The organism is Alteromonas sp. 5NW40-0090 (assembly GCF_057552975.1).
Genome location: NZ_BAAJLT010000007.1, coordinates 86,497 through 99,879, shown reverse-complemented (window position 1 = coordinate 99,879; position 13,383 = coordinate 86,497). Strand labels below are relative to the sequence as shown.

The 13,383-nt window shown below is 46.4% G+C and carries 8 protein-coding genes, 1 pseudogene and 1 riboswitch; of the genes and pseudogenes, 2 read left to right on the top strand and 7 right to left on the bottom strand.

Annotation, left to right across the window (positions count from 1 at the left end; genetic code table 11):
- Positions 1–300: 300 nt before the first annotated feature.
- The 3 genes and pseudogenes from AC27KT_RS10260 to AC27KT_RS10250 form a co-directional block, all read right to left on the bottom strand.
- Positions 301–597: pseudogene (locus AC27KT_RS10260) on the bottom strand (IS3 family transposase); the annotation flags it as partial.
- A 135-nt stretch (positions 598–732) separates the two neighbouring features.
- Positions 733–3,888 (bottom strand): WD40/YVTN/BNR-like repeat-containing protein, encoded by a 3,156-nt coding sequence (locus tag AC27KT_RS10255; protein WP_487129644.1) that lies wholly within the window; start codon positions 3,886–3,888, stop codon positions 733–735.
- A gap of 216 nt (positions 3,889–4,104) precedes the next feature.
- Complete coding sequence (locus AC27KT_RS10250; protein ID WP_487129642.1) at positions 4,105–4,662, bottom strand: manganese efflux pump MntP; 558 nt, start codon at positions 4,660–4,662, stop codon at positions 4,105–4,107.
- 52 nt (positions 4,663–4,714) lie between these two features.
- A riboswitch (yybP-ykoY riboswitch) is annotated at positions 4,715–4,842 on the bottom strand.
- A 334-nt stretch (positions 4,843–5,176) separates the two neighbouring features.
- On the opposite strand from AC27KT_RS10250, the gene AC27KT_RS10245 reads away from it, so the two are divergent.
- Positions 5,177–5,734 carry a YceB family lipoprotein gene (locus tag AC27KT_RS10245; protein WP_487129640.1) on the top strand — a complete coding sequence of 186 codons (558 nt, stop codon included), beginning with the start codon at positions 5,177–5,179 and terminating at the stop codon, positions 5,732–5,734.
- 26 nt (positions 5,735–5,760) lie between these two features.
- Here AC27KT_RS10245 and AC27KT_RS10240 read toward each other — a convergent pair whose 3' ends face one another.
- On the bottom strand, positions 5,761–7,176 hold the full coding sequence (locus tag AC27KT_RS10240; RefSeq protein WP_159493531.1) for an MBL fold metallo-hydrolase RNA specificity domain-containing protein: 1,416 nt from the start codon (positions 7,174–7,176) through the stop codon (positions 5,761–5,763).
- Between the two features lie 15 nt (positions 7,177–7,191).
- The gene (locus AC27KT_RS10235) at positions 7,192–8,850 is read right to left on the bottom strand and encodes a Na/Pi cotransporter family protein (RefSeq protein ID WP_487129638.1); all 1,659 of its coding nucleotides are present in this window, start codon (positions 8,848–8,850) and stop codon (positions 7,192–7,194) included.
- A gap of 270 nt (positions 8,851–9,120) precedes the next feature.
- Between AC27KT_RS10235 and AC27KT_RS10230 the strand changes: the two genes are divergently transcribed.
- The gene (locus AC27KT_RS10230) at positions 9,121–10,830 is read left to right on the top strand and encodes a protein adenylyltransferase SelO (protein WP_487129636.1); all 1,710 of its coding nucleotides are present in this window, start codon (positions 9,121–9,123) and stop codon (positions 10,828–10,830) included.
- A gap of 26 nt (positions 10,831–10,856) precedes the next feature.
- On the opposite strand, the gene AC27KT_RS10225 is transcribed toward AC27KT_RS10230, so the two are convergent.
- Both AC27KT_RS10225 and AC27KT_RS10220 read right to left on the bottom strand, forming a co-directional pair.
- Entirely contained in the window at positions 10,857–12,062 is a 1,206-nt protein-coding gene (locus tag AC27KT_RS10225; RefSeq protein WP_487129634.1) for a M24 family metallopeptidase, read from the bottom strand.
- Positions 12,063–12,249: 187 nt separating this feature from the next.
- Positions 12,250–13,368, bottom strand: coding sequence for an adenosylhomocysteinase (locus tag AC27KT_RS10220; protein WP_487129632.1), 1,119 nt, complete (start codon positions 13,366–13,368; stop codon positions 12,250–12,252).
- Positions 13,369–13,383: the final 15 nt, after the last annotated feature.

The following is a 13,383-nucleotide window of genomic DNA, read 5'->3' as shown; positions in this document are numbered from 1 at the left end:
TGGACGTAAGTTTGCTTGAACCGTCCTAATCTTGAATTTGTCGGTAGTATTTTTACTTTGGCGTCACAGATAAAATCTTGTTGGATCGTTTATTCATCTTCAAATGTTACTTCTGGCGGTGCACAAAGTGGCGGTGATGGCCGAGGTTCAGTAATACAAGCAATGAAATCTAGCGGTTAAAAGAATATGGGTGCTGTACCTAAATGGTAAGGAGTCTTTAGTTCGTATCTGACCTTGCCTATGGATGCCAGACTTAAGCGATTCTCACTTACTGCTGTCCTCGTAATGTTACGGCATAGTCGCTTTCATTTTCGTATCAGCAAGCTCTTTCTTCAGAGCCTTAATACGCTGTTCTGGAGTGAGCTCTACTTTGGACTTATACACGCAGTTACCTCGTTTAAGAAGCTTAGGTCTACCATCCGTCCAATATAGACGACCATGCTTACGAAGCCAAACTAAAACCGTTGAACACCCCTTAATTCCGTAGTGGTCTTGTGCTTGTTTATATGTGAATTCGTCTTTTTCAACTTGGTCTACAACGGCCAGTTTAAAAGCGAGGGAATAATCACGTTGAGTTCTTTTGCTATTTGATTTCATTACACTCTCCAAATTAAGTTTGAAAAGTGTCAACGCTATTTAGGATGGGTCACTTCTAGAAAAAAAGGCCAGAAAGATAATATCTTCTGGCCTTTTTTATTTACAAGTTTTAGCTAAAAATTGTAGACATATAGCCTACAAACTCTCTAAATCAAACGCGCCTTGCTTTGAGAGCTTTTCGTTCAATGGCTTCACTTCTTCGCCAAATAAGGTTTCTAGCTGCACTTTATATTGCTGCCACTTTGCTTCTAAGTCTTCCAACCTTTTCAGTGCACCAGCTTGTGCAGGCGCCCCTGTTCTGTCGAAGTTGTCCATTAAGAAGCGTACTTGTCTGTCGAGCATATTCGGCCAGTTGATGTCGTCTTCAAAAGTTTGATGTTTAGGCTGTATAACTAATGCTTCCCAGTCATCGATTGCGCTAACAATGCGTTCAATTGACGCTGACACATCGCTAGCTAGCATCACGTTGTCTCCAGAAACACCATTGAGTTGAGCTCTTACATCACGGGCTTTTTGCAGGTGTGCAAACAAATCATTCAGTAAGGTTTCTGTTGCCTGAATGCTCTTTTCGACCACTTGAAGCTGCGCTTTATCCGCTTCTTCCCTTGGGTCTGGAAGCACTTTAAACGCACGGGTTTGTGACTGTTCACCTACTGTGATTTTCGCTTTGTAGTCTCCCGGCATAACACGGGCACCGTTCCAACCGCCAAACAGTTTTACGTTATCAATACAGTTCAACGGCTCGCGGCGAAGATCCCATACAAACTCGTTATAACCCGCCTTTGTTGAAGGGTGTTTAAATTTAACGGGGCTGCGAACGTCTTCATTACCCTTCGCACACTTCTCAAATGCATTGGGCGCAGATGATAGTGTGCGAACCAGTTCGTTATCTGCATTAAAGATATCAATGCGTAGCGTTTGTTCTTCTTCTAACGCGTCTTTCAGGTAATAGCGGAAGGTAGCGCCACGCGGCGGGTTTTTCGCTTGTGGCTGGTCGGTCATGCCGCCACCGGATAACAAACGAATACCATCAACGGGTTCAAACTGAAACAGCGCTTCGCCATCAAGTGATTTATGCACTTCTCGTAACGGACTTATGTCATCTAATATCCAAAAACCTCGCCCTTGCGTTGCAACAACTAGGTCATCACCTTTTACCTGCATATCGGTAATCGCTACGGGCGGCAGGTTTAAGTCTAGTTCTTGCCAGTGTTTACCGTCGTCGAAGCTAATAAACATGCCGCTTTCTGTCCCCGCGAACAGCATGCCCTCGCGCTCTATATCCTCGCGCACTACGCGAACAAAGGCGTCTTCTGGCAGCCCTTCGTCAATACGCTTCCAACGCTTGCCGTAGTTGTCGGTTTTATAAATATATGGCGTATAGTCATTTAATTTATAGCCTGCTACCGCAACGTAAGCTCTGCCTTGTGCGTGAGGGCTAAGTTCTATGGCATTAACCTGCGCTTCTTTTTTGTGAGGGGTAATATCTTTCCAGTTTTTGCCTTCATCACGGGTTATATGCAGCTTACCGTCATCGGCTCCCACCCAAAGCTCACCTTTGTTAACTGCCGACTCAGCAATGTAGAAAACCGTGTTGTAGTATTCAGCACCAGCTTGCTCATTCGTTATTGGACCGCCATTGAGCCCTTGTTTTTCTGGCTCATTTCGAGTCAAGTCCGGGCTAATTTCCTGCCAATTCACACCGCGATCGGTGGTTTTTAAGATCATTTGGGTGCCGTAGTACACGGTGTCAGGATCGTGCTTTGACACTATCACTGGAGCATTCCAGTTGGTACGGTACTTTTGATCTCGCGCATTTCTGCCAAACACGTATTCAGGGTAAGGCATTATGGGGCGCGTAAGCCCGGTATCGCGGTTGTATTCAGTGAGTGTCCCATTGATGGTAGTCGCGTAAATAAGGGTTGGATCGTCAGGGTTAAACGCAATGTGTGCACTTTCACCGCCGCCCACGGCGAACTGGTCTTCTATTCCCATGCCGTCTCCCCAGGTTTCAGATGGGGTTGCCATGGTTGAGTTATCTTGCTGCCCACCATAAACATAATAAGGGTTTAGGTTGTCGGTAATGACGCGATAAAACTGCGCCGTTGGCTGGTTGTAAATGCTTGACCACGATTCACCGCCGTCAAAGGTAACCGTTGCGCCACCGTCATTAGCGTTGATCATATTCAAGCTATTTTCAGGATTTATCCACATATCGTGGGTATCGCCATGGGGTAATGAAACCGTTTCGAACGTTTTGCCGCCATCAATAGATTTGTGCAGCTGCACATTCATAACATAAAGGGTGTTTTCGTCGTTAGGGTCAACTTTGATGTGGTTGTAGTACCACGCACGGGCCTTAAGAATATTGTCGCCGTTCATTAGCGACCACGACTTACCAGCGTCATCACTGCGATAGACGCCCCCTTCTTCAGCCTCGACAATGGCGTACAGGCGCTTCGGGTTAGATGCGGAAATATCCACTCCCACTTTACCAATAAGCGTAGGTAACCCTTTTTCTAGCTTATCCCAGTTTTCACCGCCATCCGTTGACTTATAAAGGCCACCGCCCTCGCCGCCTGATTTTATAAACCAAGGCGTTCTGCCGTGATGCCACATGCTGGCATAAAGAATCCTGGGGTTAGTGGGATCGATTGCTAAGTCAGCGGCGCCGGTATCGGCATTCACTTTTAACACGTGCTGCCATGTTTTACCGCCGTCTACCGTTTTGAATATACCGCGCTCTTCATTAGGCCCCCAAATATTGCCTTGTACCGCCGCCCAGGCTACGTCGGGATTGGTTGGATGTACGCGAATTTTGGGGATTTGACCGCGTTTATCTAAACCCACCAGTTTCCATGTTTCACCGCCGTCAGTAGATTTATAGATACCTTTACCGTGGCTAGTGGTTACGCCTCGAATAGGGCCTTCACCCGTACCTACGTAAATAACATTAGGGTCTGAGGGGGCAACGGCGATAGAACCAATACTGCCCAATGTGAAAGTTTTATCAGATATGGCTTTCCACGATAAACCCGCGTTTTCGGTTTTCCAAACACCGCCACCTGCGGTGCCCATAAAATAAAGGTTGGTATTGCCTTCAACCCCTGTAACCGCTACCGAACGCCCACCGCGATAGGGCCCAATAAAGCGATACTCCATTTTATCGAAAAGTTCAGGGTTAACTGTATCTTCAAGTGCGAATGCAGAATGCGAGAAACCAGAAAGTGCGCTTACGCAAATAGCAAAAGCTGCCACCATTTTCCGAGAAACCAGTCTCTGTGAAACCATAGATAGTGCCTTGTCGTGTTTTTTATTTTTAATAATAAGAAGTTCTTATACTGCTTTGTTATAGGCGCTATAGCAAAAGTTTTTGTAACGAACGCTTTAAACGTTCATAGAAAGGGAATAGGAACAACGAAATACTGGATGCGGCGTCTTTTCACGCCGCTGCTGGAAACTAATGACGCAACTTCTCTACGGCAGGGCAGTTGCGTCTATAAAAGGCTAAAGTGTGTGGCTTGCGAAGATCCAAACACCTACCGAAACAAGCACAATGCCACCAAATGTCTCTGCTCGTTTACCTATCAATGTTCCCATAACACTGCCCAACATAATGCCAATAGTTACCATCGAAAAAGTGGCTATCCCAATTAACGTCGCAGCAATAGCAATATTCACCTCAATTAGCGCGAGACTTGCCCCCACTGCCATTGCGTCGATGCTTGTACCTAACGCAGTAATACACAACAAAATAAAGGATTGTTTTTGAGACGTTGACTCTTCTTCGGCAGGTTTCAGGCTCTCGAGTACCATATGAACACCAAAACCAGAAAGAATGATTAGCGCAATCCAATGATCCCATGCTTCAACGTATGAAGACGCTGCGCGACCAATGAACCAGCCTATAAATGGGGTTGTTGCCTCTATGAGTCCGAACAAAAGGCCAATTTTAAGGGCAAAACTTAAACGAGGGCGGTTGATTTTGACACCTTTGCCTATCGCGGCGGCAAACGCATCTGTTGACATAGCAAAGGCTAGCAAGATAAGAGCGAAGATACTCATAGTTTTAGAACTCCGGTCAGGCTAATTGAGTCCATGACAAATCCACACGCCTGACCTTTAAGCGTGGACTTATCGATGGTCTCGCCAACCAAGAGGTGTTTGTACCATGGTAATGTGACCAATTATGTTGATACAAACTTTTCCATTTGAAACGGAAACAGGCTACTCCCCAACCGAGAGCGACACGGTAATACAGCTGCTATAAACTAATCAAGTTGATTGCGACAAACTGCCCAACTTGAGATATAAATGACGGCATGTTCACGCTCTTTCGATTGCACATATTCCACCAGTGGTCATTAAGAGTTGGCAACCCAGTATTTTCTAAGCGTTACGCTTTGTGCCTTTCTCCTACTCATGGATTCCCCGAATAGGCCGCTGTCTTAGCGGTTTAACGATTTCATTGTTTATTCCTTACCTGAGCCCGTACAATACAAGCACTTCGTTGTTGCAGCATGAGTATTCAAGGCTCACGCTGTGTAATTCAACAACTTATTGCTAAAAGAGACCTTTTATGAGAATTCTACTTTCTGTTGCCTTCGCTACCTTACTTGCAGGCTGCGCGACGCTATCTCAACTGGCGGTTTATACCGTTTCTAATGCCGAGTTAGAACAAGTACTTGATAGCCAAGTAAGTAAGCTGCAAAAGCGAACTTCACTTGCAGGTATTCCTCTGTATTTAGACGTGCAGGACATGACAGCAACTATAGGCCCAGATGGCAGAGACGTGGTGCAGTTAGGCGCTATTGCGACGGCACGTGTCAGTGCGTTTGGTTTGAACTACCCTGCAAAAGTAAGCCTTTCGCTGGAAGGCACGCCTTACTATGACAGCGAAGAGAAGGCCATTTTTGTGCGTTCACTGTCATTACTCGACAGCACCATTGATGCAGGCGGCTTTAAAGGTAACTTAGCACCTGTCAGCGGCGAATTCATGCAGCTCATTAATGGCTATTTAGCCAATAACCCTGTTTATCGCTTAGACCCTTCAAACAAAGCAGTAAGCATGCTTTCAACCGTACCCTTGCAGCTAACCGTAGAGCAAGGGCAGCTCGCACTTAGACCTAAGCAATAGCCCAGTAGCCGCTACTTCCAAGCTGGTTAAAAGCTTACTATGTCGTTTAGTTGCGGAATAGAAGCATTCCCCCCTTTGTTCCTTATGGCGCTTTGCAATTCCTGTTTAGCGCCATCTTCTCCGTGAACGAGGTAAACTTTCGGTGGCTTAGTAAAATGCGATAGCCAGCCGATAAGCTGCTCTTGACTCGCATGCGCTGAAAACCCTCCTAATGTATGGATTTGTGCGCGCACAATAATATTTTCTCCAGCCATTTTCATGTGTGTCGCGCCGTCGATAATTTTTCGTCCCGGCGTACCCATTGCCTGAAAGCCGACAAACACCACGTGTGACTGCTTACGCCATAAATTTTGCTTTAAATGATGTCGAATACGACCTCCGTTGCACATGCCACTGCCAGCAATAATAATGGCACCACTTACTACTTTATTAAGCGCAATAGACTCTTCCGTTGATGTGGTGTAGCTCAAAATGGGCAGTAGGGAATGTAAGCTTTGGTTGTGGCTATGCGCACGCTCAGCACTTTCTTCAATGGCATCGAGATCTTCATCATTATAAACATCTTGATAACGGTGATAAATTTCAGTGACCGCGATGGCCATTGGGCTATCTAGAAATACCTTCTGATGACGTAATTTTCCTTGTTGATAGAGCTCACCCAACCGAAAAATAATCTCTTGGGTACGCCCTACAGCAAATGAAGGAATGAGGATATTTCCGCCATTCTCACTGGCCTGCAAAATCACTTGTTCAAATTCATCGAGGGTGTCTTCCATTGACCGATGATTGCGGTCGCCATAGGTCGATTCCAACAGCACAATATCAGCATCGGTCACTATGTCTGGGTCGCGGAGTAACGCCGCCTGCGAATTGCCAAGATCGCCAGAAAAAACCAGTTTTTTAGTCTGGCCATCTTCAGTAATAAGTATTTCGACTATCGCTGAGCCGAGAATATGACCTGCATCAGCAAAGTTAATTTCCACGTCTTGCGTGATTTTACGCTTAGTGTGGTAGCGCGTCGGTATGCACTGCTTCATCACACCGTCCACTTCTTCTTGGCGATACAAAGGCTCAATGAGCGGTTTCCCCGAGCGCTGCCGCCGCTTGTTTTCCCATTCTGCGTCGCGCTCTTGTAAAGACGCCGCATCTTTTAATAGCACTTCTATTAGGTCAACGGTGGGTCGAGTCATATAAATAGGCCCGCGATACCCTTCTCTGAGTAAAATAGGCAAACGGCCAGAATGATCGAGGTGTGCATGCGACAAAATAACAGCATCAATTTCACTTACGTCGATAGGCAGAGGCTCGTGATTCTTCGCTTCCTCATCCCGCCTGCCCTGGTAAAGACCGCAATCTAAAAGCAAAGTACTATGCGCAGTTTTGAGCAGGTGCATCGACCCTGTCACCCCCTCCACCGCACCTAAAAAAGTGAGTGTTGCCATATCAGGCTCCTTTCATTATGTTAGGAATGTTTGACTATCGGTTTGACTTACATTTGCTGTTGTTATGCTGTCCTCTACCTGTTGAACTCGGCTGAACACTTTGACCCACATTTGGGCAATCTGTAAAAGGTATTCCATACACTCTGTTGCATCAGTCATTTGTGCGACCGCAATGTCACCTTGTGTCGCCCCAAGTACTAATGCTGATTTGAGTTTATGATGCTCTTTTTCTAATAGGCCAAACTGCAAATTTAACGCTTCGCTATTATCAAATTGTCTCCAGCGCACCATTTTCATAAACTCGGTTGTGACTGATAAATGATTCAGTAATTGCCCTTCTAATTCTGGTCTACTGAGTTTCTCTCGTCGGCTGCTCAACATTAATATTGCTGAGGACTTTTGCGCTATCGAATAAACATAGTGCTCAACCCGCATAAGAAGCGATAATGCTTTAGTGGTTTCTTCACTGAGTGCGGCTCGCTCAACTTCTACGATAAACTGCGACACGTGTTGGCAAAGGGTTTCTACAACGTTAATTTCATTTTCGACAACATTTGTCTCGTTACTTCGCTGAGAAAGTAATTTGGGGTAGGTATTGAGAAAGCGATCCGCAATTGACAACAGTTCAAGAATGAGCGCGTTTACTGCCAAATCTGGAGTCTGCGCTATATTTTTATCTAGATACTTTGGTTTAGACGCCTCTTCCTCGAACGATACAAAACGTCTCTCAAGAAAGCTCGCTAGCTTGTCGTTCATGGGAAAAATAAGTGCAACGCCCAATACATTAAATAAGGTATGAAAAATGGCTAGCGTGATGCCAGGGTTGGCGTCTATGTCTGCAATCGCCGTTATCCAATGGATTAGCCCAAACAACAGAGGTAAAATAAGCGCAGCCACAACGGCTGTCACTACGTTAAACACAACTTGTGCAGCGGCAACGCGCTTCGCGCTAGAGGTAGCGCCAATTGACGCGAACATAGCCGTAGAGGTTGTGCCTATATTTGCACCAATAACCATTGCGCCGGCGGCATAAATACCCACCATGCCTGAGGTTGCCGCAGTAATAGTAAGCGCGATAGATGCACTAGATGACTGGGTTAGCACTGTCATTACAAAGCCAATCACTAGGTACATAAGAAAACCTTCAACGCCTTCAGCTTTAAACTGACTAAGATCAAAGGTACTTACTATTCCTTCAAAGGCTGTTTTTAAACTGTCTATCCCTACAAAGAAAAGACCAAAGCCGGCGATGGCGATACCGACTGACGCTAAACGGCTATTGGGCTTTAATAATTTCAGGATCATGCCTACGCCTATCATAGGCAAAGCAACGGCCTGAATATTTAATTTAAAGCCTACCATTGCGACAAGCCAGCCTGTCATGGTGGTGCCGATGTTGGCGCCGTACACTATACCTAAGGCATGGCGCATACTCAGTAAACCGGCGTTAACAAAGCCTAAAGATGCCACAGTGACTGCACTTGAGGACTGCACCAAAGCGGTCATTGCCGCACCCGACACCACGCCTCTAAATGGCGTTTTGCTCCATTTAGCGAGCAATGTGCGCAGTGCATTGCCTGCCGCCAACTTAAGTCCGTCTGTCATCATTCCGATGGCAAGTAAGAACAGACCTAACCCACCAATTATGCTACCCAGCAGTACGACACTTTCCATCTACCAGCCTCTTTGCTTTATTCATCGCCGACCATTCGCTATTTCTGATCATTTCTTCTGAGCACTTCGCCAATAAGTAAAAGTCGCGGTTGGCGCTTCATGCCTTCATAAAAGTATAGATAAGAGTACAATGCGCGTAAGTCTCATTGTTTGTTCTTGGTCAAACAATGAAGAAATACAGCAACGCAATGCACAGCCGTTCAGGGGCTCAACTTGATGATTGAGCACTCGGCAAATGAGTAATAAACCACGGCTACGCAACAAAAGGTGATGGAAGTGACAGAACGTATCAAAACGCTAGATGAATTCGCAAAGCATGTAGATTACTCTTTGCTCGACACGCTCAGTCCAGATCCACAAGCAACCATTGACGGTAACGACCATGACCCGCGCCAAGTGTTCTCTGGTCACTATGTGCCGGTTACTCCGACCCCATTAACTGCACCGACATACATTGCGCACAGCAAAACTCTGTTTGCCGAATTAGGCTTAGACGACAGCTTGGCTACATCAAAAGATTTCACCCAGCTTTTTTCAGGTGATATGTCGGGAGTACCCGCCCCAATGAAACCTTACGGCTGGGCAACTGGCTACGCACTTTCCATTTATGGGACGGAATACACACAGCAGTGCCCGTTTAGAACGGGGAACGGCTACGGTGACGGACGAGCAATCTCTATTGTTGAAGCAGTATTAAACGGCAAGCGTTGGGAAATGCAGTTAAAAGGCGCGGGTCGCACGCCTTACTGCCGTGGCGCCGATGGGCGCGCCGTATTGCGCTCTAGCGTGCGCGAATTTTTAGTGCAAGAACACATGCATGCCCTTGGCATTCCTACCTCACGTTCACTGAGTTTGTTTATGTCGGAATCAGACACGGTAGACAGGCCGTGGTATCGCGAAGGCTCTCATTCTTATGAGCCTGAAGTGATGGTCGAAAATATCACGGCAATCTCCACACGCGTTGCCCCTTCCTTTTTGCGCGTTGGGCAAATTGAGCTTTTTGCTAGGCGTGCTCGCTGCAACGAACACAGCGAAGCGCTAAACGAACTAAAAGCCATTGTTAAGCACCTTATTGAGCGAGAGTACTCAAGTGAAATTGACACAACCACGCCGTTTGACGAGCAAGTGGTAACGCTGGCTGCACTATTTCGAGACCGGCTAACGCGTCTTGTTTCTGGTTGGGTTCGCGTCGGTTATTGCCAGGGCAATTTTAATAGCGATAACTGCGCCGCAGGAGGCTTTACGCTGGATTATGGGCCATTCGGCTTTTGTGAATTTTTTGAAGCAGACTACCAACCTTGGACAGGCGGCGGTCGTCACTTCTCGTTTTTAAACCAGCCCATTGCTGCGCAAAAGAACTTTGATATGTTCTGCCGCTCACTGATGCCGCTAATTGACGGCAACAGTGAACAGCTCTCTAAGCTTGACGAGATCAACGACGGTTTTTCTGGCGTTATGGAGCGCGCCATGGAGAGTATGTGGGCAACAAAGCTTGGCCTTGCGAGCTACGACCACGACTTGCTTATCAAGCTACTGCAATTAATGCTGCGCACAGGCGTGGACTACAATCTGTTTTTCCGAGAGCTATCGTCAATACCTGACGATATGGCAAGCTTGACGAGAAGCTTTTATTACCCGCCTAAAGCAGAGGTCATGACAGAATGGGAAGCATGGCTACAAACGTGGCGTGAGCGAATTGAAAAAGACGCCGAAGCACAAGGTAATGTAGCAAACGCTATTGCTGCTACTGCAGAGAATATGCGTAAAGCAAACCCTAAATTCACATGGCGCGAATGGCTTATTGTGCCTGCCTATAAAGCCGCAGAAAAAGGTAACTTTACGCCAATTCACGAACTTCAGAAGATACTTACTGCGCCTTATGATGAGCAATCAAAAGAGGTAGAGAATAAGTACTACCAGCTGCGCCCACTTGAATTTTTCAGTGCTGGCGGAGTCGCGCACTACAGCTGCTCTTCGTAACAAAGAGCAGCTTTATTTTAGTCTACTTACAAAGAGTCGATAGATTCACTAGGCTCAGTAAACCACACTGGGCCCTCGTCGGTCATATAAAAGTGATCTTCTAATCGAATACCAAACTCGTTCGGCACTACGATCATAGGTTCGTTACTGAAACACATGCCAGGTGCTAGCGGGTGAGGATTGTCTTTCACCAAATACGGCCATTCGTGAATATCCATACCAATGCCGTGCCCGGTTCGATGGGGCAAACCTGGTAAGTTATAGTCTGGCCCTAAGCCATCTTTAGCTAAGCTGTCTCGCGCGGCTTTATCCACATCGCCACAGGGAACACCAACTTTTGCAGCGTTAAATGCGGCAAGCTGCGCGCGCTTTTCGCTTTCCCATAATGCCCGTTGCTTATCGGTTGGCTCACCAAAACAATAGGTTCTCGTGATATCAGAGAGGTAGCCATGCACCTTACAGCCAGTATCAATCAATACTAAGTCGTTCTTCTTTAGTACTTGAGGGTCTTTAACGCCGTGGGGAAACGAGGTGGCTTTTCCAAAAAGTACAATGCAAAAATAGTTACCAGCGGCCCCCACTTTCTTATGTGCATCGTTAATAAATGCTTCAACTTCAATAGTAGTAATGCCTTCATAAAGCATACTGGCAGTCGCTTTATGCACAGCTAGGGTCATGTCCATAGCACGTTGAATAAGCGCTAGTTCACTTTCAGATTTGTGCATGCGACAGTGTGCTGTTACCTCAGCACCATTGATAATTTGCCAAGATTGGCCAAGCATCTTATTCAAACCATCTACGATAAAAAACTGGGTCGACTCATCCACACCCAGTTTATCGCCTCCAGCGGTATTTAGTTTATCTAGCATGGCTATGACAAGCGCATATGGGCTCTCGTGCTCTTGCCAGCCAATTATGTCGCCTTCCACTAATTTACGTTCGTTTAAAGAGTCGATTTCAAAGGTAGGAGCTAGATATACAAGGTCACCTTTTGCAGGCAAAAGCGCACCGACTAAACGCTCACTGGCGTACCACTGCATGCCTGTAAAATACGCTAAGTTAGTACCAGCGTTTAAATAAAGCGCACCAATGCCATTTTCCTGCATATAATGCTGCGCCATGGCAATTCGGGCCTTGTATTCAGAAAGTTCTATGGGGCGCAGATCGCCTGTCATGTTGACGAGGCTATTTAAAGCCTGCTGTGGTGTCTTTGTGCCTATTATTTTGCCCATTTTTTTGTCCCTACGCTGGCGCAAGGCTGATTATCTATTGATAATGGCCATCAACCCGCCTTAACTATGAATTTATCAGAACGGGCACACTGTACAATAATGGGCAGGAAAGTCGAGATAAGTGAGGGTAGCGATGCCTGTTAAATGGCGTAACTAATGCTGAACACTCGCTTACTACAACTCAATTTTACAGAGCACTTTTCCACGCAGCTTCTGGAAGTAAGTACAAACCTTTCTCGCTTGTTGCACCTTCATTCACAATATAGCCAATGCCTGCAGCCATGACGGCTAGGGTTACGTCGAAGGCATTAATACTGTCACCATAGCCCGCCGTTAAGTTAAACATAGAGCCGTCGGCTAGAAGATACAGTGTTTTATCGCCCAGTTTATAGGCATTTACATAAGGCATTAGCTCACTGTGAGTCGCGTTGTTTTTAAGGTAAGGCACATCAATTTCTTGGGCTACATGGCCTACGTTTAAAATAAACGTTCCGTCTTTCATGTTGTCTAGATGACTCGCATTCACCACGCCATACGCACCAGTTGCAGTGGCAACAACGTCAGCTTGACTAGCTGCTTCATTTAAATCAACCACTGGCCAGCCGTCGTATTTCGCTTGAAGCGCTCTTGCAGGGTCAAGCTCTGCAACTTGAACCTGTGCCCCGAACGCTTTAGCCGAGGCAGCAACGCCCTGCCCAACCAAACCATAACCAATAACAACTACTACTTTTTCGTGCAGGGTTAGATGAGTGGTTTGGAAGAAGGTTTGCCATGCGCTTAAGCCCACCATGTGCCTGTTGTGAAGCCCTTCTTTTACTGGTAAATCATCCCAGTTAAATATTGGATAGTTTGGCGCCATACCATTTAAACGGTTAATGCCAGAGCCCGTTGCTTCTAAGCCCGATACAATGTTCGGTACTGGTTTATTTGCTTTTAATTTTTCGTGAAGTCGAGTTGTCAGATCAGCGCCCATTTCACACAAATGGGTAGGCTGCCACGCCAGCGCTTTATCGAATGACTCAGACCAGTCAGCCTCGCTCATATCACGCCATGCATGGGCCGTTGCGCCTTTATCAACAAGGTAAGACACCACGTCATCTTGCACTGTAGTGGGGTTACACGTGGTAAGAAAAATGTCGCATCCTCGTGAAAGTAGCCCTTCAACCAAAGGCGCCATTTTCAAATCTAAATGCATGTTACAAGCAAGTTTAACGTTCGACAGATCGGGAAGTGATGCAATGGCATTACGAGTGCGCGGCATGTGAAGGCTAGCCCACGCCAACTCTGCTTGAAAGTCTTGGTACATGAAAAGGATACTCTG